The sequence below is a fragment of the Buchnera aphidicola (Pemphigus populi) genome (genome assembly GCF_964058935.1).
GTDB classification, from domain to species: domain Bacteria; phylum Pseudomonadota; class Gammaproteobacteria; order Enterobacterales; family Enterobacteriaceae; genus Buchnera_C; species Buchnera_C aphidicola_D.
The window spans coordinates 344,520-370,590 of record NZ_OZ060372.1 but is presented as its reverse complement, the minus strand read 5'-3'; the positions used below and the strand labels follow the sequence as shown (position 1 = coordinate 370,590).

The following is a 26,071-nucleotide window of genomic DNA, read 5'->3' as shown; positions in this document are numbered from 1 at the left end:
TTGTAATATTTTTATAAAATAAATTAATAATTTTAATTTTTAAAAAACTCACTTAAATAATGAGGTAATAAATAACAATGATAAAACGTATGTCTTTACTAATTATGATTCCGATCATATTAATGATCAGTACAGTTAATGCAGCGGAAATATATAATAAAAATGGTAATAAACTAAAAGTTTATGGTGGAATGAATCAAAAACATCAATTTCTTAATCTTTCTAAAACTACGACTAAAAAATTTAATAAAGATCCAAATGAATATATGTTAGGTTTTCTTGGTGAAACAAAGATAAATGATAAATGGGTGGGATATGGTTGTTTAGAATATAGAGGACAAGGATTTATTGCAGAAAATAACCATGTTAATACAATGGGTTTGGGATTGATAGGTATTAAGTTCGGTAAGTGGAGCTCTTTGGATTACGGTAGAAATCATGGAGTGATATATGAGGCTAAATCTTTAACTAATCGTCATTCATTCATTAATACTAGCAATATGTTTAAAGAAAATGATGTTTTTTTAATGGATAGAGCTAGTGATGTAGTAACTTATCGTAATTATAATTTTTTTGGTTTATCCAATAGTGTGACTACTAGTTTACAATATCAAGAAAAACATAAAAATAATAATTCTATGAGAGAGAATGGCAGCGGATGGGGGAGTTCTATAAAATATAAAAATAAAAAAGGAATAACAGCGGTAGCTTCTTGGTTTTCTGAAAATCGTACTTCACGTCAAATTACTGATGGTCAAGGAGATAGTGCTGATGCATATGGAGTTGGATTAAAATATGAAAAGAATAATATTTACATGGCAGCATTCTATGGAGAAGGACGAAATATTACACCATATGCAAAATTTACAAAATTTTCTAGTCAATCTGGTAATTTGGAATTTTTCGGTGAATATGATTTCAATTGTGGTTTGAGTTCTTCTTTGGCATATTCTGAATCTTTTGGTAACAATATGAAATCTATTAATTCTATATTATTTGGAAAAAAAAGAATTTTTAATAAACAAGTAAATATTTCTAGTCATTATAATTTTAATAAAAAGATATATACTTACATAGATTATAAATTTAATTTTTCAAAAAATAATAATGATGGAAATATTGCAGATCAATTTAATGATAATGTTTTAAGTGCAGGTATGGTTTATAAATTTTAATAAAATATATTTTCTTTGATTTGTAGATAAATTATTAATCAATAATATATAAATTATATCTCTGCTGATTTTTGAAATTATTTTTTAAAAAATAAACATTCAGCAGAGAAAAATGTATTATTGAATAATACTTATTTTTTAAAATATTATTTACTTCTTAAAGGTTTTTTATGAAAAGTAATTTATGTTTGATTGATTAGTAATAAAATATTTATAGGTTAATTAATGTATATTAAACTTTTAATAAATTTTTATAAGATAGTAAATATTAGATTTCTATCTGATATAATTAAAAATTAACCTAATATGAGAAATGATTTTCTATTAAATTTTTAATGATTTGGATATATAAAAATTAAATTTATTTAGCGTATTGTATAAAAAATTTTTTTAGCAAAAATTTTATAGGAAATTAACATTTTTATAATATAGATCCAAGATATTTTCCTCCAAGTAAATGCAGATGTAGATAAGGAACCTCTTGACCTCCATTTCTATTACAATTTAATACTAAACGATATCCTTTTTCATGTATTCCTATTTTTTTTGCTATTTTAATAGCGGTAATGAAGACATGAGTTAAGATGTCTTTATTTTTTTCATTAATTTGATTTGCTGAAACAATTAAAACGTTAGGTATAATCAAAATATGTATTGGTGCTTTTGGTTTTATATCCTTAAACGCTGTTACTATTTTGTCTTGATATACGATATCAGATTTAATTTTTCCTTTTATAATCTGTTCAAAAATATTTTTTTTATTCAAAATTTAATCTTATTTTTTAATAAATTATATTTGTATACTACACTATATTTTATTTTAATCTATATCAAATTAATAATATTTTTTTTTAAAATAGTTGATAACATATTCATATAAAATAAGGGTAAGCATATAATTCTTACCCTTTAATATGATTAAAAATTTTTATAATTTTACTATATAATGATCTATAGCTGTTTTTAAATTATCAGATTTTGTGCCGAATACAACTTGAACTCCTGATCCAGATATAAATATTCCAGCAGCTCCAAGCTTATATAGTTCTTTTTTATTAACTTTAGATATGTTGTTTACAGTAACACGAAGACGTGTAATACAGGCATCGAGATGTTTTATGTTATCTTTTCCACCAAATGCTTTGGTAAGATATGGTGCCATTTCATCTGCATTTCTATTTAAAAAAATATTGTTTATTTTTTCTCTTCCAGGTGTTTTTAAATCGAGTTTTTTTATTAAAAAATAAAAAATCAAATAATATATAATACCATAAATAATTCCTACTATAGGGAATAACCATAATCTGTTGCTATTACCGCTAAGAATAATGAAATCTATAATTCCATGAGAGAAGCTAGTTCCTGCTCTCATATCTAATAAAATACAGACTGGAAAAGACAATCCTGCTAATATAGAATGGATAACATAAAGCATTGGTGATGCTAAAATAAATGAGAATTCTATAGGTTCTGTTATCCCAGTCAAAAAAGCAGTTAATGCAGCAGATATCATTATTCCTCCAATTTTAGCTTTATTTTCTAATTTAGAAGTGTGCCATATAGCAATAGCAGCAGCAGGAAGACCATACATTTTAAAAATAAAACCACCTGACAATTTACCTGCAGTGTTATCTCCAGCCATATATCTGGCAATATCTCCATGGAATATTTGTCCCATGGTATTAGTATATTCCCCTATTTGCATTTGGAATGGAACATTCCATATATGATGTAATCCAAAAGGAACTAGAGCCCTTTCTACTATGCCATAAATCGCAAAAGCAAACATAGGATTTTGATAAGCAGACCATTTAGAAAAAATTTGGATATATTTTCCAATAGGAGGCCAGATTAAAGATAAAAAAATACCAACTAGTATGGCAGTAACACCTGATATAATTGGAACAAAACGTTTTCCAGAAAAAAAACCTAAATATTCTGGTAATTGAATACGATGAAATTTATTAAACATGTATGCTGAAACTGAACCTGCTATAATACCTCCTAAAATTCCGGTATCAGCAAGATGTTTACTATTTATTTCTGTTATTGGTATATTCAAGAATATCGGTGTTACAACAGATAATGTTTTAACCATGATACCATAAGCAATAACTGAAGCTAATGCTGACACTCCATCATTATTAGTAAATCCTAGTGCTACTCCTATAGAAAATATTAATGGCATATTAGCAAATATTGAACCTCCTGATTCAGCCATAATTTTGGAAATAACATCTGGGATTATACTCAGTTGAGCTGATCCTATTCCAAGTAAAATACCAGCAATGGGTAAAACAGATACTGGTAACATGAGTGATTTACCTATTTTTTGTAGGTAAGAAAATGTATTTTTAAACATATATAAAAAACCCTTGAATATTATTACAATAATTGACGTATATCAATTATTCATGTGTTATTTCAGATAATACTAGTATTCAGTAATATTGTTAATAAAATAGATATTTTAAATAGGTAGAGTATTTTTAAACATATATAAAATATTTTAACATGAAATATACATTTTAATATTACAATAGATTATTTATTTATATTTTTTAGAATTTTTTAAACAGTTAAATTATTTAATTATTCATTTAACTGAAATAGTGTATAGAAATTTTTTTTTGTAACATACATAAAATATTCCATATCTATTTTCTTTAATTGGATTATATAATCAGCGATATATTGTAAGTATGCAGGTTGATTTTCCTGCCCACGTTTAGGAATAGGAGATAAATAAGGTGAATCAGTTTCTATTAAGAGACGATCTAAAGGTACATATTTGGTTGTTTTGCGGATATCTTCTGCATTTTTAAAGGTAACTATTCCTGAAAAAGAGATATAAAATCCTATATCTAATATTTTTTTAGCAGAAGATACATCTCCAGTAAAAGAATGGATAACACCTTTACATTTTTTTGATTCTTTTTCATTCAAAATAGAAATAACATCATCAATAGATTCTCTTGTATGTACAACAATTGGTTTATTTAATTCGGTACTAATTTCAATGTGTTTTCGAAATACATATTTTTGATTATTTTTGTTGTTTTTTTGATAAAAATAATCAAGTCCAGTTTCTCCTAATGCAACAACACTTTTTTTTTGAGCTAGTATTTTTAAATTTTTTAGATCTTTTTTATCATTTTTAGTCAAATATAAGGGATGAATGCCGCATGAATATAAAATGTTTTTATTAGTGCCTATTTTTTTTTTTGCATCTAGGAAATTTTTAATAGAAGTAGATATTGTTAAAATTAATCTTATATTTCTCTTAGCAGCTTTCTTCAATATATCTTCTATTCCATTATGTATTTTTTTATCATCTAAAAGATCTATATGGCAATGCGAATCTATTAAGAACATAGTTTTTCTCTCTACAATACTTATTTATTATCATTTTTTGTGATGAGGTAAATTTTTTTCCCATCTTAATAATTGTTCTGTTAAAAGTAATTCGTAATTAACACCTATAACATGCATTAATTGATGTTTACATATTATCCATGATTGAATACTTTTATCTAAAAATGTAATAGAATAATTTAAAGATAGATATATGATAAATTTTTCTTGATCTAAGTTTTTTATATATGCAAATAAGCTATATTTCCACTTAATAGAATCAAATAATAAATAGCAAATCCAATCTATATAAATTATTACATGCATTTTATTTTTAGTAAAAAAAGGTAATAAATTAAATAAATCTTTTTTATTTATTGCATTTTCTAAATTTAAAAAAAATAACTGTCTTTCTGACCACAATGTTCCTTTAATAATTTTTTTTGCTAAAATTGGTGCTCCTTCTGTAATGCGTAAAGCAGTTAAAGATAATAATTCATTTTGGTAACAATTATTTTTTTTTAACCAATATATTCCTTTTTCTTCTGAAGGTGGAGATAAATAATAGGATAAACAACGACTACGTAAAGTAGAAGAAAGTTTAAAAGAATTGTAATTTATTAGGAAGAACCATGTATTTTTTGGAGGTTCTTCTAAAGTTTTAAGTAAAGAGCAAATTCCAGCATAGGTAATATATTTAGTATTCGGAAACCATATAACCTTTTCTCCATTTTGTTGGGCTGTATAAAATATTTTGTCAATAGTATTTCTAATTATTTCAACACCTAATAAATCAGTATTATTTTTTGTTTTAAGATAATACCAATCAGGATGATTATTGGATGTCATTAAATAACAACCGTGACATTGTCCACAACTCCTTATACCTTGTTTTTTTTTACATAATAGCCAACGAGTAATGGACCAACAAAGATTTAGTACTCCTATTCCTGGATAAGTATTAATTAAAAGAGCATGGTGAGCCTTTCCTACTTGATGTTGATGTATAATATTTTTATACGGTTTTATTAACCAGGGGTACCGATTTATGATCATGTTTTTTTAACCAATTTTTTAATTTTTTTTTCAATATTTCTTTTACACTTTTTATTTTTTGATTGGTATTAACAGTAATAATATTGGGATCAGATCCCACTAGTTCTAAGTATTTATCCCTGGTTCGTATAAAAAAAATTAGTTTATTTTTTTCTATACGATCTGGTATTCCTCTAGCATGAACACGCTGTAAACCTATTTCTGGATCAATATCTAAATAAAAAGTTAAATCTGGATTAAAATTTCCTAATAATATTTTATGTAATATAAAAATTTTTTTTATATCTATATCATTACCTCCTCCTTGATAAGCGAAAGAAGATAAATCATGTCGATCACTAATTACCCATGTTCCTTTTTTTAATGCCGGTTTTATTACATTTTCTACTAATTGCATTCTAGCTGCATACATTAATAATAATTCACTTATATTAATTAATTTTTCTTTATGATTTTTTTTTATTAAATGACGTATTTTTTCAGCAATAGGTGTGCTACCTGGTTGACGTACACAAATTATATTTTTTATATTATTTTTTTTTAATATTTCTGATATAAATATACAAGTATTAGTTTTTCCAGATCCCTCTATACCCTCAATTGCAATAAATTTACCTTTATTCATTTTATGAAATCACTTATATATATTCTTTGAATTTAATTTTATAAAAATAAAGTTAATATTTTTTATTAATTTATATTAAAATATATTAATATTAACTTTTAAAAAAAATAATAAAAATTTTTTTATTTTAATTACATATAATACTAAAATATTTTTATTGATAGAAATAAATAAACTTGCATAAGTGAAAATTATATTTCAAATATAAGTAAAATTTTTACTTAAAGTATTAATATTTGATTAAAATATATTTTTTATACTATTATAGTATTGATATAATCAATCATATTTTTTACCGTATTAAAATTTTCAGAGGCTTCATCTGATATTTCAATATTAAATTCTTCTTCTAATTTCATGATTAACTCAATAGCATCGAGTGAATCAGCTCCAAGATCTTCTAAAAAAGAATTATGATCAAGGATATCTTTTTCTTTTATCCCCAATTGTTTAGATATAATTTTTTTGATACGTATACTTATAGTGTTCATATATTCTATATCCTAGTATTTTACTATATAGAGATAATTATGTTAATAAACGCAATCAACTCATGTACATGCCACCATTGATATGTAATGTTTGACCTGTTATATAAGATGCTTTATCAGAAGCTAAAAAAAATACTGCTTCGGATATATCACTAACTTCTCCAAAACGTTTCATAGGTATTCTTGCAATATATTTATCATATTTTTTTTTATTAAGAGTTTTAGTCATATCTGTTTTAATTAGTCCTGGAGCAATCATATTTACGGTAATACCATAAGACGCAACTTCTAATGCTAGAGATTTATGAAATCCTGTTAATCCAGATTTAGTTGTTGCGTAATTTGTTTGTCCGTAGTTGCCAATATGTCCGGAAATTGAGCCAATAGTAATGATACGACCTTTGCGTTGTTTTATCATTTTAGGTAAAATTGATTTTGATAGATAAAATATTCCTGTTAAGTTAATATTTAATACATCATTCCAATTTTTTGGGCTCATATTAATTAATAATTTATCGTTTTTGATTCCAGCATTATTTACTAAAATATCAATATTGCCAAAATTTTTATAGATTTCATCTATTGTTTTTTTGATAGTAGAAAAATCACCTATATTTAAAATTACTCCTTTTCCTTGGTCTTGTAAATGATCATCGATTTTATCAATACCTAATTGGTTTGTAGCAGTTCCAATAACTCTAATTCCTTTTTCTATTAGCTTTTTTGCAATATTAAGTCCAATCCCACGAGATGCTCCGGTTACTATTGCAGTTTTTTTTTTATTTTCATATTTTTTGTTTTTATTAATTTCAGGGCTTTTAAAAAATTTTTTTTGTTATGTAATGATATCGATTCTAAAAAAATGTTTCTTTTGTTAATATTCGTTAGAATAGAAGTAGGTCCTACTTCTAAAATTAATGATACGCCTTTTTTAACCATATATTCTATACTTTCATGCCATCTTACTGGTTTAGTAAGTTGTTTAGTTAATGCATTGCAGATATTTCTTTTGGAAAATTCACATTTTACATCAGCATTGTTAACAATAGGACATATTGGTGTATTAAATTGAATATTTTTTAGAGCATTCATGAGCTTTTTTTTAGCTGGGTGCATTAAACTACAATGAGCAGCAGTACTGATAGCAAGTGGTAATACATACTTAGCACCGGCTTTTTTACAATATGTACCAGTTCGTTCTACTGCTTCTTTATGTCCAGAAATAACTATATGATCTAATGAATTAAAATTTGATAAATCCACAATTGAATTTTTTTTGTGTATTTTACAAATATTAATAATTTGCTCTTTATTTAATCCAATAATTGCCAACATAGCAACAGGTATATGATGTACTAACCTTTGCATTAATTTACCACGAAATTGGACTAATTTTACTGCATCATAAAGTTGTATAACGTTAGAACATACTAAAGCAGAATATTCTCCAAGAGAATGTCCTGCCATCATAAAAGGTAAAGGACCTTGTTTATAAATCCATAAACGGTAAATAGCAACAGATACTGTTAAAATTGCTGGTTGAGCAAATTCACTTTTATTTAATTTTTTTTTTGTATCATTTTTTATTAATTTTAATACATCATAACCCAGAGCACATGATGATTCATTGAATGTTTTTACTATAATAGGATGATTGACTAATTCAGCAGTTAGCATTCCTTTTTTTTGTATACCCTGCCCTGGAAAAATCATGGAAAATAAATTCATTTCCATAGCCTTAAAATTAGATTTTTAATCTGGTTAACTATTAAATATAATAAATAGTCGACTATATTTAGTATTATTTATAATAAGTAATTAATTTTATTTTTTTAAAACCTTTTTTCCTTTGTAATATCCCTTTTCTGTAATATGATGTCTAAGGTGTATTTCTCCAGATAAACGATCTATGGATAAATTTGATGTATTTAGTTTATCATGAGATCTGCGCATGCCTCGTTTTGAACGAGTAGGTTTATTTTTTTGTACAGCCATAGATATAGGTCCCTTTTATGAAATATATTTTCAATTATATGTTTTAAAAAATGTAAAAATTATAATTATTTTATAATAAACTAAATATTAATAAAAAGTAATATTTTTTATATTAAAAATAATATATATTTATATTTTTATTCAAAAAAAATTTTAATAAAAAAAGATTAGTATGATGAGATTTATATTGAAAATGTATTACATTAATTTTTTGTTAAAATAATATTTATTACATTAGTGAATCTAAATATTTTTTAAAAATTTTTTCTAAGGGTGCCAATATTGTCATGTCATGTTTATGACATGGGTGTATAAAGTGAATTTTACAAGCATGAAGTAGCAATCTACTTTTTAAATTTTTTATTTTAATTTCAAAGTCTAATTTTTTTTCTCCATAACGTGTATCAAAAACTATTGGATATCCTGCATGTGCAGCGTGTGCTCTTATTTGGTGGGTTCTTCCGGTAATAGGAGTAGCTAATAATAGAGTGTATTTAGAATATTGTTGTTTAATAGAAAAATGAGTTTCTGCAATTTTACCTTGCTTACTAATTTGAACAATATTTTTTTTATTTAATAGTTTTGTTTTTAATAAAGGAGCAGAAATGTTATTTCTGTATTTGGGCCATTTTCCATGAACTAAAGTTATATATTTTTTTTTTATTTTTTTTTCTCTTAATTGTTGATGTAAATCACGTAATGCTGACCGTTTTTTAGCTAGTATAAGAATTCCAGATGTATCACGATCTAAGCGATGTACTAGTTCAAGAAAACGATTTTTTGGTCTTAATTTTCTAATAATTTCTATTATACCAAAATTTATTCCACTGCCGCCATGTACTGCTATACCGGATGGTTTATTTATTATTAGTAAACAATCATCTTCATATAGGATTTCTTTTAATATATTATTTATTTTTTTATTACTACATATTATATTGTTATTTTGAATCTTTTTTATTCTTTTTACGTCTATTTTTATTGAAGGTATTGAAATTTTATCTCCGATTTCTAATTTATATTTTGGTAATATTTTTTTTTTATTGATTTTAACTTTACCGGTTCTTATGATTTTATAAATCATACTTTTAGGTATCTTTTTAAATTTTTTTATTAAAAAATTATCAATGCGTTGTCTTTCCATATCTTCTTTGACAGATATACTATATGTATCAGGTATTTTTTTTTTCATATATTTTTTATTTATTTTCATTCATAAATATTAATGTTTTAAAAATATTTTATTTTCTATTTATTATAGATGATTCATTATATATAACATATATTTATTAATTTTTATAATATAGATATTTTATATCTAATAAATATATTTTTATTTTAGGTCTGTTATGTATAAAACATAATTTTTTTATTCTTTATTTAGAGTATATTTTATTAAATAATAGTTTTTTATTTTTTAAAAATTATTGATCATATATATGATAAAATATCAATCAATATTATATTTAATGAATATATTTTATGTTTGATATAAAAATTGTATATATTTGTAATATAAGAAAAATAAGATTAATACGTTAAGAAAATAATGTAACGTAATTAAGATTAATATTTTAAATATATAATTTATGCTTAAAAAATATAAATAAAAATTATATATCATAAAAATTAAATTAAAATAGGTATTTATCAAAAATAATTAAATATAAAAAATATTTTATTTATTTTTGATTACTTATAATGTAATTAACAAGCACAGAATGTAAGATATATAAATTTATTTTTTATTTTATTTCTATATTTCCTACCATTTTAACACTTATCGAAAAAATACGAGAGATGTTCTAATGAAAAGAATGTTAATTAATGCAACTCAACAAGAAGAATTACGAGTTGCCCTTGTAGATGGACAACGGTTATATGATTTAGATATAGAAACACCTAGATATGAACAAAAAAAATCGAATATTTATAAAGGAAAGATATCTCGAATTGAACCTAGTTTAGAAGCTGTTTTTGTTGACTACGGTTCTGAAAAACATGGATTTCTTCCTTTAAAAGAAATTTCTAAAGATTATTTTTTGAAAAATGACACATTTTGTGCTAAGCCTAATATAAAGAATATTTTAAAGGAAGGACAAGAAGTAATTGTACAAGTAGATAAAGAAGAAAGAGGGACGAAAGGTGCTGCATTAACTACTTTTATTAGCTTAGCTGGTAGTTATTTAGTATTATTACCTAATAATCCCAAAGCTGGTGGTATTTCTAGAAGAATAGTAGGTTATGAGCGATCTGAATTAAAATCAACTTTATCTTTATTAACATTACCTGATAATATGGGTTTAATCATCAGAACAGCTGGTGTAGGAAAATCTTTAGCGGCACTGAAGTGGGATTTAAATTTTAGATTGCAACATTGGGATGCCATTCAAGAATCTGCAAAAAAACGTTCTGCTCCTTTTTTAATTCATCAAGAAAGTAATGTAATTGTACGTGCGTTTCGAGATTATCTTAGACCGGATATTGGAGAAATACTTATTGATAATCCTAAAATTTTATCTTTAGCTCATCAGCATATGACTGCATTAGGTCGTCCTGATTTTAGCAGCAAAATTAAATTATACACAGGAGATATTCCTTTATTTAGTCATTATCAAATAGAATCACAGATTAACTCAGCATTTCAAAGAGAGGTAAGATTACCTTCTGGTGGATCTATTATGATAGATTCGACAGAAGCTTTAACAGCTATTGACGTTAATTCTGCACGTTCTACTAAAGGTATTGATATTGAAGAAACAGCACTGCATACCAATATTGAAGCTGTTGATGAAATTGCTCGACAATTGAGATTACGTGATGTGGGAGGATTAATAGTTATTGATTTTATTGATATGACACCTATTGGAAATCAACGTAAAATTGAAAATCAATTTCGTGAATCCGTCAGACAAGATCGTGCTAGAATTCAAATAGGCAATATTTCTAAATTTGGTTTATTAGAAATGTCTCGACAAAGATTGAGTCCCTCTTTAGGAGAATCAAATTATCATATTTGTCCTAGATGTAGTGGTACTGGGACCATAAGAGATAATGAATCTCTTTCTCTTTCTATTTTAAGAGTTATTGAAGAAGAAGCTTTAAAAGAAAATACTCATGAAGTTCATGCTATCGTACCTGTAGAAGTTGCATGTTATTTATTAAATGAAAAAAGAGAAGCTGTTAATGCTATTGAAAAACGTCAAAGCGGTGGAAAAACTATTATTGTACCTAATGACCAGATTAAAACACCACATTATTCTGTTTTACGTATTAGAAAAGGTGAAGAAATAGAAACAATTAGTTATCATCTTCCAAGATTTTATGAAAATGGAATTATTCGTACTGTAGAAGAAGATGTTTTAGACAGAAAAAAAAATAAAAAATCTATTCTTTCTACTTTATCTATTTATAATACATTTTTATTAAAAAAAGAAATAAAAAATAAGAAAAAGCCAGAATCAAATGTTTTAAAAAAAAATAAATCAGTTTCTCCGTCTGTATGTAAATTGAATTTGTTAGAAAAAATAATTTTTTGGTTGAAATCTCCTTTTTTTAATTTTAACTTAAATATGAAACATAAAAAGAATAGTAATATCGATGTATCAAATAAAAAAAATAAGAATTTGAATAATATTCGAAATAGATGTGATAAGGAAGAAAACAAAAAATTTAGATTTTTTCAATTTAATAAATATAACACTAACTTTTATTATAACAATACTTATTGTTTAAATGATAATAACTTGATGAAGATAGAAAAAAAGAATTATGAACACAATTCTTATAAAAATATATTTAAAAATCCATATCAACTCAATAATTTAAATTTAAATATAAAGTATAATGATATAAAAATAAAAAAAGATAAATCTTTACTAAAAAATGAATATTATAGATTAGATAAAAAATTAATTTTACCTAGAAAGAAATTTAAAAAAATAAGTTTTAAAAATATTAATTTAATAATATATGCTTTACATATGGCTCATTATACCAATCGTATATTATATGAAAATATTATTAAATTATATTTTACCAAAATGGGTAATACTAGTTTTTTAAAAAAAGAAAATATTATTCTAAATAATCTTATTACTACATCATATAGAATAAAAAATAAAAAAATAAAAGAGGAGAGTCATTTCTTTTTTAAGAAATTTACTTTTTTACCATCTAATATTATTTCTAATTATTCGAGAAATGATGTAAATAATTGGAATGAATTTAAATCTCCTATGCCTATTATATCTGGGGTTTCTTCATTAGAATTAGCTTTAGGAAAAATATGGATTCGTTATCCTATAAGTAAACCTCATAAAAAAATAAATCATCAGCATAAAATATATGAAAAATATTTAATGAACTTATTTCCTATAAATAAGAATAATATTAAGCAACGTCATTATATAACGTCTATTGATTATACTACAAAAAAAGTAATGTTTCGTAGATATGGTAGTGTAATAGAAAATAATATAATAAAAAAAAAATTGAATAAAGAAAACAGTAATATCGGATTACATGAAAAAAAAACATTATTAAATAATATATTTTATAAAAAAATAAAAGAAAAATCTAAATCAAAATTTAAAAATAATAAAAAAGACGTGTTTTTTTTAGATTCAAAATATAAAAAATTTAATAAATCAGAAAAAAACAAAAGTAAAAAATGTATATCCAGTGCTCCTATTACAAAAGTTCCAATATCAATGAAAAACAGAAAAAAAAAATTAAGTTATGGTTTTAAACCATATAAAATGAATTATAAAACAAAAAATGCTGCAGGTGGTCACGCAGCAAGTAATATTTCAAGTGCTCCTGTTACACGTGTGTAACTTTTTATTTATTCATGTAATATTGATATTTTTTATTGCATCCCATTTTTTATTTATTAATGAATTAAGAATTAAATATGGGATGCTTTATATATATTGTATAATTCTTTGCCATAAAAATAATATTATATGATTCGTAAAAATATTTTTTAAAATTTTTTAAAATATATGTAAAAATATTTAGCAATAGGATTTTTCAAATACAGTATTTTATAATATCAAAATATTAGAAATAAAGTTTTTATAAACGATGATATCTATATATCAATAGATATTAGTTTATATAATACTATACTTTTATTATATTTGCGATGACTGATATTTTCATCAATTTAATGTGTATTTTTTACTGGTAATTTTTTTTTAAAATATTTTTTTTTAGTATTTGTTCTACAATAATTTCTGCTAAACCAAAACCTTTTTTACTTATTTGTTGTGACATAGTTTGATCATATATATCTGTATACATTCTTTCAGTTTCGTTATTAAATAAATCATTTTTTGGTAAGCTATTTCTCATATTAGTTAAAATAATATTAAGAAATAGCCCTTCAACTTTTTTAGCTGTATTAAATAGATTGTTTTTAATATTTTTTTCTGATTTTTTAGCGGATAGAGATAAAGTATTGTTACTATATGTTGGAGTAATAAAAATATTAAAATTATTTTCCATTTTATTTTTCCTTTTTTTATATAATTTCTAATTTAGCATGAAGACAACCAGCATTTTGCATAGCTTGTAATATTGACATTAATTCTATAGGAGTTGTTCCTAAAATATTTAAGATATTAACAATATTGTTAAGGTTAACATTATTTTCATTAGATTGTATATTAGTAGTAACAGATTTTATCTTATTATTTTTTTTTAATACACCTCTTACTTGTGCATTAACAACAAATGAATGAGATTGGTTGATATTATGCTTTTTGTTAATAATAACTGATATATTTCCATCTGATACGGCACATGCATCTAATCGTACTGTTTTGTTCATAACAATAGATCCAGTACGTGCATTAAGAATTATTTTTGCATCTTGTTCTGGTAAATCAATATTAATATTTTGAATATTAGAGATCATGCGAACTTGCATGCTGCTGCTATTTGGTGCTTTCAATTGAACAGTTCTGGAATCTAATGCCACAGATGTATTCGGATAATGAATATTAATTATATCACTAATACGTTGAGCTAACGTAAAATCTTCTTGATTCAATTGTAAATTAAACTTTTTATCTTGACCAAATTGTGTTCTTATTTCTTTTTCAATTATTGCTCCATTACTGATTCTTCCGCCATTTAATTGATTAATAGAATTTTGATGATAATGTGTAAAAGATTGGTTGATATTACCACTGATTATAATATTACCTTGTGCAATAGCATAAATTTTATTATCTATTCCCTTTAATGGAGTCATCAATAGGGTACCACCTTTTAAACTTTTAGCATCACCTATAGAAGATACGACCACATCTATTTTTTGTCCCTGATGACTAAAATTAGGTAATTCAGCTGTTACTACAACTGCTGCTATGTTTTTTAGTTGGACACGTGTATTTGATTGAACGTTTATTCCAAATTGAGATAACATATTATTTAACGTCTGAAGTGTTAAAGGAACATGTATGATTTGATCTCCTGTACCATCTAACCCTACTACTAAACCATAACCAATTAATTTATTTTCATGTGTCCCTTGAATGCTAGTAAGATCTCGAATCTTATCAGCATATATGACAGAGCTTGTTGCTAAAAAAAATAAAAAAATGAATCTTAAAAATAGTAAATAAAACATGAATATACCCTAATATATATAATACGATTATCAAAAGTAATAATGATAAATAGAATATATTGAATTCAATAATTTTAGAGCTTACTTTTAATAGTATTAAATATTTTTTATTTTAGTAAGACTCTAAAAATTATTGATAATATACCAAAATTGTATCTTAATTCAAGCAATATATGTATCTACATTGGTGAAATTTTAAATAAAAAACGTTGTAACCAACCCATTTTATTTGATGTTCCAGCATAGGTATCACTAATATATTCTATGTGTGCATCAGCAACTTGGGTAGATACAGCAGAATTATTTTTTGAAATTACACGAGGATTAAGAATACCAGAAAAACGAATAAATTCTTTTCCTTTATTAATTGATATTTTTTTTTCTCCAGTAATCTTAAAATTACCATTTGGTAATATTTCATTAATAGTTACCGTAATAACACCTAAAAAAGAATTTTGTGCAGATGCACTACCTTTTCCGGAAAAGTTATTTTTTGCTAATGTATCCAATCCTGATTTATTTCCATTGCTGGATGAAAAACTGTCTGCTAGACTTGGTATACCTACAGCAATGCTGCTGTTTCCATTTCGACTGATATTAGAATACATTTTATTACTGGTACTTAAGTTTTCCTGTAATATAATGGTAATGGTATCTCCGATATTTTGGGGTTTATAATCTTCAAATAGAGGACGATATGTGTTATTTATAGGTCCAATTTCTTTCAATAATGAGTTGTTTTTTATTTTCATACCTGGATTAGATAATTTAGTATTCATTATTTTTTTTTCTTTTTCTGGATTAAAAGATAATGAACTACAACCATTTAGCATTAATAACAATATAGCTACTAAGCAATATTTAAATTTTAATAATAACTTTGACACTAACAATACCTTATAATAATGAATGGATGGATATAATAATAATTAATTATTAAAATAATATATTATAGTTGAGATAATTTTTGTAACATTTGATCAGATGCATTAATAGCTTTACTATTTATTTCATAAGCTCTTTGAGTTTGAATCATATTAACTAATTCTTCTGCTACATTAACATTAGATGTTTCTACATAACCTTGATATAATAGACCCGTTCCGTTAAAACCCGGTATGGTATCAATAGGAGCACCTGAAGAGGACGTTTCTTGATATAAATTTTCTCCTATACTTTCTAATCCAGAACTATTAATAAAATTAACTAAATTTAATTGTCCAATTTGTGCAGATTTAGATTGATTTTGTATTTTAGCTGTTACTGTGCCATCTCGTCCAATGGTTAAGTCAATGGTATTTGTTGGTATATTCATATTAGGTAAAATAGGAAATCCACTATTAGTTACCAATTGACCATTTTGGTTAATTTGAAAGGATCCATCTCTTGTATATGCTAAATTACCATCTGGTAATTGTACTTGAAAAAAACCCTGACCATTGATTGCAAGATCTTTTGACGAATCAGTTTTAGACAAATTTCCTTGACTATGGATACGTTCTGTCGATACTGGTCTTACTCCTGTTCCTAATTGTAAACCTGAAGGTAAATTCGTTTCACCTGATGAATCCGAACCAGGTTGGCGTATATTTTGATAAATTAAGTCTTCAAATATAGCTCTCGATTTTTTAAATCCATTAGTACTGACATTTGCTAAATTATTTGAAATAATGTTCATATTCGTTTGTTGAGAATCTAATCCAGTTTTTGCTATCCATAAAGAAGGAATCATAATATTTTAAATCCTTATTTTTAGTTAACTATTAATATTAAGTAATTGATTTGCACGTTGTGAATTTTCATCGTCATTAGAAATAATTTTCATTTCTATGGAAAAACTTCTTTCATTAGAAATCATATTAATTAAATTTTCATTTATATTAACATTACTATCTTCCAACATTCCTGAATTTAAGCGAATATGATGGTTATCAGGTATCACTTTTCCCAATTTTTTTCGTCCTTGCTTATTAAGATAAAATATTCCATTATTTCCTCTTTTAAGGTATTTAGGATCGGTATCAATTAATTTTAGTTTTCCTAAAATTTTGTTTTTTATTTTTTCCTTTTTTAAGTCCATGAGATAAATTATACCAGATGATGATATGGAAATTTTTTTATTCTTTGGTAAAGAAATTGTTCCTGATGTACCCATTACTAAATAATTATTAATCATTAATTTTCCATCGGAATTAATTTTTAAATGTCCATTTCTGGTATATCCTTCTTGATGTTTGGAATTATAGTCTTTAACTACAAACCATCCATTTCCTTTAATAGATAGATCTAAATTTCTTTTTGTGTAATTTATTGGACCTGATGAAAAATTCGAATATAGATAATTTTTTTCTGAAATAATAGAGTCATTTTTATATAATTTTGAATTATTGATGGATGATAATGTTTGAGTTACTAATTGTTCTTTAAAACCAAGAGTAGATATATTAGCTAAATTATTAGCTATTATTGCTTGTTTTTCTAACATTCGATTAGCAGCCATCATACTGATATACATTATTGAATTCATAATATAATCCTGTTTTCTAGTTATTATAAATTGATTAGTGTATTAAACATTTTTTCTTCTGTTTTAATAACTTGAGCATTTGATTGATAGTTTCTTTGAGCAATAATCATATTGATCAATTCTTTATTCAAATCAACATTAGATTTTTCTAATGAACCTGATATTATTTTTCCAAAATTTAGACTATTAGGTAATCCTATCGTTTCCAACCCAGAATAATTATTTTTAGACCAAATACTATTTCTTTCGTATGTTAAATTTTCAGAATTAGTAAAATGAGATAATATAATTTTACTTAATGGTATTTTTTTTTGATTAGAATAAATACCGTAAATGGTTCCAAATTTATCAATTTCATAATTTTGAATTGTACCTTCTGTATATCCGTTTTGAGAAAAATAGTTTCTATTATTGGTGGTTTTTTTTTGTGATAGATTTGTTAAATCTAATAAAATTTTTTCTTCTTTTTTTTCTTTATTTAGTTTTATTTTTATTAAAATTGTTTTTTTAGAAATTACATGTCCGTTTTTATCAAATTCTATTTTGAATGGTATAATTTTTTTTTGTCTATATTTTTCGCATGGATATACATACCATATTTTACTGGTAGCTTTTATAAAATAAAAATATATGAATCTTTCTTTTCCTAAATGATCGATAATTTTTGTTTTTAATTTATGGTTATACGTGGTTGCTGTTTTTATATCAAATGGTTTATTTATTTTGATATCATGATTATTATTTAAAGTAACAAAGAATTTTAAAATGGTAGTAGGTTGGATCATTGTTTTTGTAAAATGAGATAAATTAATTGGAATTAATTTGGAATAATTATTCTCTAATTTTGTGGAAGAGTGATCAATAGGATATCCTGTGAGATACATACCTAATTTGTTAATAATATGATAGTTTTTATCAATATAAAAATGACCGTTTCTGGTATAATATATTTCTCCATTATCTGTCGACAAACGAAAAAAACCGTTCTTAGTTATGCTTAAATCTAAATTTCTATTAGTGTAAAATATTTCTCCAGAATTAATATTATATTTTTTTTTTAAAATATTTACACCCATTCCTGTTGTTTTATTGATTATATTTTTATTATTTTCAAGATTGGTAAGTACAACGCTTTTAGATTTAAATCCAATAGTAGAAGCGTTGGAAATATTATCACTTATTACATTCATAACAGTGTTAGCTGTATATAATCCACTAATAGCTTGTAATAACCCCATTTTATTTTCCTAATGTAAGTATTTTGGAATGAGCTAAAAAATTTTACGAATATTTTTAAACTCTATCATTCCTAATTTTCCTAAATCAATCATTGTTTCCTTATTAGTAAGATTGATAATTCCATGAATTACTGCATATTTTAATGGTTGGTAAGATATAATCTTGTTTTTATTTTTTGTATATATAGAAATATGATAAGTTTCATTATTCACTTTTTTACCATTATTATTAATTCCATTCCAAGTAAAACTATGTACGCCAGATTTTAAATGACCCACTTTTTTTAAAAATAATATTTTTCCATTTTTGTCATTGACAACAATATCTGCTGATGAAATATCTTTAGGTATATCTACCCCAAAAATAGTATCTTTTTTGCCATCATGCGTAATTGTAGAATTAGGAAAAAGAATACCACGTCCGATTAATTCTGAAGATCGAATTAATTTTTGTTGATTAACATTTTCTAAGATAGTTGACAGTGTTTTATTTATGTTTGTAATACCGTTATCCATGTTTATTTGTGCTAATTGAGATGTTAAATCATTATTTTTTAACGGATCAGTAGGATCTTGGTTTTTTATTTGTGCTAAAAATATATTTAAAAAATTATTTTTTAAGTCAAGTTGATTATTATTTTTTAATAAATTATTATTAACATCTATATTTATCATAGGTGCGTTTTTTTTAAAAAAAAAATTCACAGGTATACTCATTTTTTATTTTCCTATTTTATTTACCAATATTCAGTGTCTTTATAATCATGAGTTTTACTGTATTAATAACTTCTACATTTGCTTGATAATTTCTTGCTGCAGAAACAGTATTTACCATTTCTGTAATAATGTTTACGTTAGACATATGTACATAACCTTTTTTATCTGCCATTTTATTACTTGGGTTATATATTAATTTACAAGGATTAGGGTCATTTATAATTTGATCTATATGTACTCCGCCAATATTTTTTTCAAAATTAGTATTTTGTTTTAAAATTACTTGTTTAGCTATATATGGATAAAATTTACCATTCCTATTAGTTATACTTTCCGAATTAGCTATATTTTTTGCATGAATTCTCATTTTTTCAGCTTGTGCTATCATTGCAGAACCTGAAATATTTAATATATTTAGTAATGACATATTTATTGTCCTAATATAGTATTCATGATATTTTTTATTTCATATGTTAAAAAACTAATTTGAGATTGGTATTTTAAAGAATTTTCTATGAATGAAATACGTTCTTGATTCATATCTATGACATTTTTATTAAAAAACGTTTTTATGGGATAGTCAGGTACTATATTAAATTTATTCATATGATGTAAAGATAAATGATTTGAAGATGTTTTTTTTAAAAAAATCTGTTTTTTTTTATTTATTTTATTATGTAGAATATTATTTATTTCATTTTTAAAATTAATATTTAAAGGACGATAATTTGGAGTTTCAGCATTTGCTATATTAGATGATATTATTTTTTGTCGGTATGCCATAAGATTTAAAAAATTTTTGTTAATTTGAAATAAATTGTTGATTTTAGTAAACATTTTATGTTCCTTATTTTCTAATAATATTATATATTTTTTATTAATATTTGTTTTTTATTTAGTTAATCCACTTATAGAAATAAAATTCTTTAATTCATTAATTATTTCTAGATAAAACTTATGTATAATGTATTATGCATAATAAATCTAGTATTAGTATTTTATATTATAAATATATTTATAATTAAAAACAGAATTTTTATACAAAAAATCACGAATTAACAAAAATAGGTGAACTTTAAATAGTAAAGGATATGTATTAATTTATATTAATAAAAATATAAATAAAAAAATAGATGATGATTTTTATTAATGTTATTTTAATTTTATTACCATTTGAAATTTGTATGTCTTATTATGATTCATAAGATAGAAATTAATTATTGATATAATAAATATCTTAATAATATATATTATATTGTACGCATTTATAAAATTTATATTTCATATTTATGAAAGACTTTTTATTAATTTTCATAGATTTTAATATATAAAAGTATATTTTTTATTTTGAACAAATAAATAATATTTTTTTTATTAATTAATATTTTTTTTAAAATGTTTGGAAAATTTAGTTTGATTAAGTTTTATGCTTATATTTTATTTTTGTATGGAATGTTTCAGAAATATATATTGATCATTTTATTGAAGAATATTTATTCTATAATTTTTTTTGATAAAAAATTTATGGTAAATTTTTTATCAAGTATGGATTCGATTAAATGTAAATATTTTACGTATAAGTATATTACTAAACATTTTATTTTTTATATGTCGAATTGTAATAATATTAATATTTTTCTATATTTAGGATTTGTAATCCTGTTTTAATTCAACCATAAAGTGATGGTTATTTTAAATATAAAAAACGGTTTAATCTATCTAAAAATTTATAATACTTAATAATGGATTATTTAAAAAAATAGCACTATTATTGACATGTAATATTAGTGTTAAAAAGTTTTACTTTTTAAGTAATGTTGAACTTTGTTTCAGCTAATTTAAGATTTTTAGCTACTTTAATATTCAATTTATAATTTACATTTTTTTTATTTTTTTGATTGTATAACTTATATATTTCATATATATCAATCAGTTAAATAATTTTACATTATTGTAAGTTTTCTTTATTAAGAAGTAAATTACTGATTTTATTATCTAATTCTTTAAAATTATAAAAAATTAAAGGTATTAAATATTATTTAATTTAGAATTTTATATTAATTTTTTTTTGATAATAATTTTTTTATTTTTATAAAAATTATTACTTTTTTAGCTATATAATATTTAATAATGATTAATTTAATTTAACAGATTAAATTTTATCAATATTTTCCTATTGGTAGAATTAACTATTTATGCAAATGCTAATATTATTAGTAATAATACCTATTAAAAATGTATTGTAATAATACAAATGCTGTATTCACTGTTATATTTATAAATACTATATCCATATGATCATTTTTTAAAATTTCATTTTTAAAAAAAACTATTTTATTTTTATTGGTTGGTTTTTATTTTTATATTATTAATTATTTATTAATATTTTAAAGAAAATAACTTTTATCTCTGAATTTTACGTATGTATCATGTTAATAATTATTAATACATTTTCTTATTTTAATATTAATTATTTTTAAATGAATCTATTTTTACGTTATGTATAACAATTGATTTATATTCAAAATTAATATTTTACTATTATTAAATAGTATATAGAATATTATATATTTAATTTTTTTATTTAATTTAATCAATGCAAGTTGATAAAAATATATTTTTTATTTTGGAGGAGGAGAGATTCGAACTCTCGGATAATTTCTCATCGGCGGTTTTCAAGACCGCTGCCTTAAGCCTCTCGGCCACCCCTCCTGATTATTTTTAAATTTTTTTATAAAAATAACATATATCATTTTATTCAATTTTGAAATAAAATTCAATAAAAATATTTTATAAATACTATTTCAAGAGTATTGTAAATTTTTAATATTTTGATATACTAATATCAGCAATTTTTAAATATTTTCATATAAGATTTAATATTTAGGCGTATTGGCAGATTGGTGATGCAGCGGATTGCAAATCCGTATAACTCGGTTCGATTCCGGGATACGCCTTAATAATAAAGTAATAAGCCCGGATGGTGAAATTGGTAAACACAAGGGATTTAAAATCCCTCGGCTTAATAGCTTTGCGGGTTCAAGTCCCGCTCCGGGTATTTATTTATTAAAGACTCTATTAATTTAATTTAGCTTGATATACTTTAAAATGATTATTTTTTTTTAAAATTACATGTTTATGGAAAGTTTTATCAAGTATTTTTTTATAAGATAAAAATGTATTCGTAACGATTCTCAATTCTCCTCTTGGGGTTAAATAATTGATAGATTCTTTTATCATATTAGTAGTTATTATAAGAGATAATTTTAAATCTCTATGTATTGGTGGATTGCAAATTATCATATTAAAACGTTTATCAATATTAGAATATAAATCACTAGAATATACTTTCCCTTGAATTTTATTATTTAATAAATTTATTTTACATGATAACAATGCGGTAAGATTAATATCTGTTAAAGTCAGACTCGTTTTTTTTGATATATCAGCCAATGACATAGATATAATACCTGAACCAGTTCCTAGATCTAATATATTTCCTTTAATTTCTTTGTTAAAAGTAGAAATCAATAATTTACTACCAGTATCTATTTTTTTATGTCCAAATACACCTGGTAAAGTTTTTATTTTTAAATAATTTAGTGTATGATTATTAAAATAATTCTCTAATTTAAAATATGTTTTTTCATGTAATATTCCATAAAAAAGAATTGAATGTTTAGCTGTATCTATTTTTTTTAATTTAATCCAATTTTCTAATATTAATACTGCACTTTTTACTCCACTGTTATTTTCTCCTACTATAAAAATATGAGATTTTTTTTTAAAAATTGAAAGTAAATACTGCAATTGAAAATTAGCTTCAGATTTATTTTTTGGCCAAAAATAAATCAAAGAATCATGTTCTAAAATTATTTTTTTGTTAGGAAATAAAGAGTAGAATACTTGATTTTCTTTAATATTACTTAATATTTTATATGTATCATACATATGGGTAAATATTTTAGTTGAAATAGTTTCAATATAAGATGCAATCTTATCTTGTATATTTCCTGAAAAAATAACTTTTTTTTTCTTAAAAAATGAATTATTTTTTAAAAGTAGTTTACTGGATTGTGTTAGGTTAAATATAATAAACTCCTTATTATTTATATATTTTTATTTATATAAATGTATTTATATATTAGTTATGGTCCAAATTCATAAAATAATTTTAAAAATGTTATACATAGTAATGTACTATATGAATCAAATATTTTATTTTTTATTTAAAATGCATCTTAAAAGCTAAACACAATTGATATTAACTATTAGTTATTTTAATCACTAAATATTATAAGTTATCGTAAACTATATTCATTAAAAAAATTATATTTGAGTTTTTTATCTATAAGTAAATATAAAATTAGTCACAATAAAAAATATATTTTTTCAATAATCTATAAATGAATATTTATGATTCACTTTATACATATATATGTACTAAATATTTTTTATTCATATTCAAAAATAATGTAAGAAAAAGAGCAAATATTGATTAAAGATAAACATCTTAGTATTTAGAATGTCATTCATAATTAGATTTTTCTTCAATTTATCTGAAGGATGCATATATTTTTTATTAAAAATATTGTTCTACAAATTAATATTTAAATTAGGATGATATTGATTTATAAGGGAATAAAATTAGATTATTAAGGTAGTAATGCTCTGATTATTTTAAAATCAGTAAATGTTACATAAATAAATATGAGTATATTATCATAATATGATATGGTATATCATTACCACAATAATGCCAAGTAAATAAATTTTATTATTTAATTTTTTAAGTTAAATAATCAATAAATTTGATAAAAATGTAAAAATTATTTATTTTTATTATTTATAATAATTAGTATTTTTTAACAAAATATAAAATATTAATGATATTAAAATTTTATATAAAATATAAATTTTTTATTTTATTATTATTGATGAATTTATCAATATAGAAGAAGCATGGTATATACAATATATTTTCCTGATGATAAAACGATAATCGTCCATCCTAAATATTTTTATTATTACTTCATTTATATATAATATAAGTAATAATACTTATTATTATCAAAAAACTTTTGAAGTTATATTCAATAAAATAAAATTTATGTTATTTATTTACTCAATTTTAAAATAGTTTTATAGATAAATATATCTAAGTATAGATGATGTAGTTAATATTATATTAATTGCATCAATAGATTTTTTTACAAAAAAAATACTATTATTTTTATAGTTTCTATCAGTAATTCGTTTTTTTAGGTTTTAATATAACATTAAACAATATTTTTGAATGTTGAAATGTATTTTCTTAGAAAAGAATGTAATTCTATTGATTAGAAAAGAAAAATAATATTTCTTATACCATTATTTAGAAGGCACAATAGGATTTTTTTTGAAAAATCCTATTGTGCCTTAGATAGATAAAAATCGTTATCAATGAATAAAAAATAAAACTGAACTAAATTATGCATTTCATTTTAAATAACATGTAACATATTTTAAAAGTATATTAAAATTTATTTATAAATATTTAACATTTGACCATATTTCATCTAGTATATTTAATATATAGGTGTTATATTTTTAAATACAAGATAATAATTTTTTTTTAATAATAATTCAACAAAAGTAATTATATCTTTTGAATGAGACGCAGTAATATTAGTAGATACCAGTTTTATTTTTTCTGTATTTTTTATATTAATTTTTTCCCATCCATCACCAACAGCCGTCCATAAACCAGATAATTGATTAATTTTATTACTAATATTTTCTATTTTTAAACATATTTCTGTATCTTCTCCTTTCCATGTTCCATTTTTATTTCTTTTATATTCAGCCCAAAATATACCTCTTTTTTTTGCATTAAAAGCGATAAGTACTTTTTTAGCAGAATGTTTTCTCCAAGCTTGTTCAGCCATACTAGCAAAATTAGATATTCCTATTAAAGGCAATTTATTTTGTAAAGCCATTGCCTGCGCTATACAAATCGCAAGACGAATACCAGTAAAATTACCTGGTCCTTTAGAACAAGCAATAATATTAAGTTCATTAATATTGGTATTAGAAACGTTTAAAATATTTTTAATCATAGGTAAAATAATTTCTGTATGTTTTTTTTTGCATAATTTAAATTTATTTGCTATTGAATTATTTTTTAATAAAGATACAGAACACCTGTCCATGGAGGCATCAATTGCTAAAATTTTTTTACACATATTATTCTCAAATATTTTTTTAAGAAAAT

23 protein-coding genes and 3 tRNA genes are annotated in these 26,071 nt (G+C 22.9%); 4 read left to right on the top strand and 22 right to left on the bottom strand.

Features of this window, described 5'->3' with window-relative positions; genetic code table 11:
• The first annotated feature begins 77 nt into the window (after positions 1–77).
• A complete protein-coding gene (locus AB4W65_RS01560) occupies positions 78–1,175 on the top strand; it encodes a porin (protein ID WP_367673417.1) in 1,098 nt (365 codons plus the stop codon).
• Positions 1,176–1,596: 421 nt separating this feature from the next.
• Here AB4W65_RS01560 and AB4W65_RS01555 read toward each other — a convergent pair whose 3' ends face one another.
• The 10 genes from AB4W65_RS01555 to rluC all read right to left on the bottom strand — a co-directional run bounded on the left by AB4W65_RS01555 (position 1,597) and on the right by rluC (position 9,888).
• Positions 1,597–1,941, bottom strand: a complete 345-nt coding sequence (locus tag AB4W65_RS01555; protein ID WP_367673416.1) for a histidine triad nucleotide-binding protein — start codon at positions 1,939–1,941, stop codon at positions 1,597–1,599.
• 162 nt (positions 1,942–2,103) lie between these two features.
• Positions 2,104–3,537 (bottom strand): PTS glucose transporter subunit IIBC, encoded by a 1,434-nt coding sequence (gene ptsG / locus AB4W65_RS01550; protein WP_367673415.1) that lies wholly within the window; start codon positions 3,535–3,537, stop codon positions 2,104–2,106.
• Between the two features lie 230 nt (positions 3,538–3,767).
• Positions 3,768–4,550, bottom strand: a complete 783-nt coding sequence (locus AB4W65_RS01545) for a YchF/TatD family DNA exonuclease (RefSeq protein WP_367673414.1) — start codon at positions 4,548–4,550, stop codon at positions 3,768–3,770.
• 30 nt (positions 4,551–4,580) lie between these two features.
• Positions 4,581–5,585 carry a DNA polymerase III subunit delta' C-terminal domain-containing protein gene (locus AB4W65_RS01540; RefSeq protein WP_367673413.1) on the bottom strand — a complete coding sequence of 335 codons (1,005 nt, stop codon included), beginning with the start codon at positions 5,583–5,585 and terminating at the stop codon, positions 4,581–4,583.
• Positions 5,545–6,210, bottom strand: a complete 666-nt coding sequence (gene tmk, locus AB4W65_RS01535; protein WP_367673412.1) for a dTMP kinase — start codon at positions 6,208–6,210, stop codon at positions 5,545–5,547. Before tmk ends, AB4W65_RS01540 begins: the two co-directional genes overlap by 41 nt.
• A 254-nt stretch (positions 6,211–6,464) precedes the next feature.
• A complete protein-coding gene (gene acpP / locus AB4W65_RS01530; RefSeq protein ID WP_367673411.1) occupies positions 6,465–6,701 on the bottom strand; it encodes an acyl carrier protein in 237 nt (78 codons plus the stop codon).
• Positions 6,702–6,756: 55 nt separating this feature from the next.
• On the bottom strand, positions 6,757–7,509 hold the full coding sequence (gene fabG / locus AB4W65_RS01525; RefSeq protein WP_367673827.1) for a 3-oxoacyl-[acyl-carrier-protein] reductase: 753 nt from the start codon (positions 7,507–7,509) through the stop codon (positions 6,757–6,759).
• Positions 7,464–8,429: an ACP S-malonyltransferase gene (gene fabD, locus AB4W65_RS01520; RefSeq protein WP_367673410.1), complete on the bottom strand. Its 966-nt coding sequence runs from the start codon at positions 8,427–8,429 to the stop codon at positions 7,464–7,466. Before fabD ends, fabG begins: the two co-directional genes overlap by 46 nt.
• A gap of 96 nt (positions 8,430–8,525) precedes the next feature.
• Positions 8,526–8,696, bottom strand: a complete 171-nt coding sequence (gene rpmF / locus AB4W65_RS01515; protein WP_367673409.1) for a 50S ribosomal protein L32 — start codon at positions 8,694–8,696, stop codon at positions 8,526–8,528.
• 229 nt (positions 8,697–8,925) lie between these two features.
• Entirely contained in the window at positions 8,926–9,888 is a 963-nt protein-coding gene (gene rluC, locus AB4W65_RS01510) for a 23S rRNA pseudouridine(955/2504/2580) synthase RluC (protein ID WP_367673408.1), read from the bottom strand.
• A 616-nt stretch (positions 9,889–10,504) separates the two neighbouring features.
• On the opposite strand from rluC, the gene rne reads away from it, so the two are divergent.
• Positions 10,505–13,534, top strand: coding sequence for a ribonuclease E (rne, locus tag AB4W65_RS01505; protein ID WP_367673407.1), 3,030 nt, complete (start codon positions 10,505–10,507; stop codon positions 13,532–13,534).
• 346 nt (positions 13,535–13,880) lie between these two features.
• On the opposite strand, the gene AB4W65_RS01500 is transcribed toward rne, so the two are convergent.
• The 10 genes from AB4W65_RS01500 to AB4W65_RS01455 form a co-directional block, all read right to left on the bottom strand.
• Entirely contained in the window at positions 13,881–14,207 is a 327-nt protein-coding gene (locus tag AB4W65_RS01500; RefSeq protein ID WP_367673406.1) for a rod-binding protein, read from the bottom strand.
• Between the two features lie 16 nt (positions 14,208–14,223).
• Positions 14,224–15,336, bottom strand: a complete 1,113-nt coding sequence (locus AB4W65_RS01495; RefSeq protein WP_367673405.1) for a flagellar basal body P-ring protein FlgI — start codon at positions 15,334–15,336, stop codon at positions 14,224–14,226.
• A gap of 179 nt (positions 15,337–15,515) precedes the next feature.
• Positions 15,516–16,223: a flagellar basal body L-ring protein FlgH gene (locus AB4W65_RS01490; protein WP_367673404.1), complete on the bottom strand. Its 708-nt coding sequence runs from the start codon at positions 16,221–16,223 to the stop codon at positions 15,516–15,518.
• Between the two features lie 62 nt (positions 16,224–16,285).
• Positions 16,286–17,068 carry a flagellar basal-body rod protein FlgG gene (flgG, locus tag AB4W65_RS01485; RefSeq protein WP_367673403.1) on the bottom strand — a complete coding sequence of 261 codons (783 nt, stop codon included), beginning with the start codon at positions 17,066–17,068 and terminating at the stop codon, positions 16,286–16,288.
• Between the two features lie 24 nt (positions 17,069–17,092).
• On the bottom strand, positions 17,093–17,863 hold the full coding sequence (locus AB4W65_RS01480) for a flagellar hook-basal body complex protein (RefSeq protein WP_367673402.1): 771 nt from the start codon (positions 17,861–17,863) through the stop codon (positions 17,093–17,095).
• 23 nt (positions 17,864–17,886) lie between these two features.
• On the bottom strand, positions 17,887–19,101 hold the full coding sequence (locus AB4W65_RS01475; protein ID WP_367673401.1) for a flagellar hook protein FlgE: 1,215 nt from the start codon (positions 19,099–19,101) through the stop codon (positions 17,887–17,889).
• Between the two features lie 33 nt (positions 19,102–19,134).
• Complete coding sequence (locus tag AB4W65_RS01470; protein WP_367673400.1) at positions 19,135–19,818, bottom strand: flagellar hook assembly protein FlgD; 684 nt, start codon at positions 19,816–19,818, stop codon at positions 19,135–19,137.
• 16 nt (positions 19,819–19,834) lie between these two features.
• Complete coding sequence (flgC, locus tag AB4W65_RS01465) at positions 19,835–20,245, bottom strand: flagellar basal body rod protein FlgC (protein ID WP_367673399.1); 411 nt, start codon at positions 20,243–20,245, stop codon at positions 19,835–19,837.
• 2 nt (positions 20,246–20,247) lie between these two features.
• Positions 20,248–20,655, bottom strand: a complete 408-nt coding sequence (flgB, locus tag AB4W65_RS01460; RefSeq protein ID WP_367673398.1) for a flagellar basal body rod protein FlgB — start codon at positions 20,653–20,655, stop codon at positions 20,248–20,250.
• A gap of 1,790 nt (positions 20,656–22,445) precedes the next feature.
• A tRNA-Ser gene (locus tag AB4W65_RS01455) sits at positions 22,446–22,530 on the bottom strand.
• A 174-nt stretch (positions 22,531–22,704) separates the two neighbouring features.
• Here AB4W65_RS01455 and AB4W65_RS01450 point away from each other — a divergent pair.
• Together AB4W65_RS01450 and AB4W65_RS01445 are read left to right on the top strand one after the other, a co-directional pair.
• Positions 22,705–22,775, top strand: a tRNA-Cys gene (locus AB4W65_RS01450).
• 17 nt (positions 22,776–22,792) lie between these two features.
• Positions 22,793–22,876: transfer RNA gene (locus tag AB4W65_RS01445), tRNA-Leu, on the top strand.
• A 20-nt stretch (positions 22,877–22,896) separates the two neighbouring features.
• Here AB4W65_RS01445 and rsmC read toward each other — a convergent pair.
• Entirely contained in the window at positions 22,897–23,910 is a 1,014-nt protein-coding gene (gene rsmC, locus AB4W65_RS01440; protein WP_367673826.1) for a 16S rRNA (guanine(1207)-N(2))-methyltransferase RsmC, read from the bottom strand.
• A 1,475-nt stretch (positions 23,911–25,385) separates the two neighbouring features.
• Positions 25,386–26,042, bottom strand: coding sequence for a tRNA (adenosine(37)-N6)-threonylcarbamoyltransferase complex dimerization subunit type 1 TsaB (gene tsaB / locus AB4W65_RS01435; RefSeq protein WP_367673397.1), 657 nt, complete (start codon positions 26,040–26,042; stop codon positions 25,386–25,388).
• Positions 26,043–26,071: the final 29 nt, after the last annotated feature.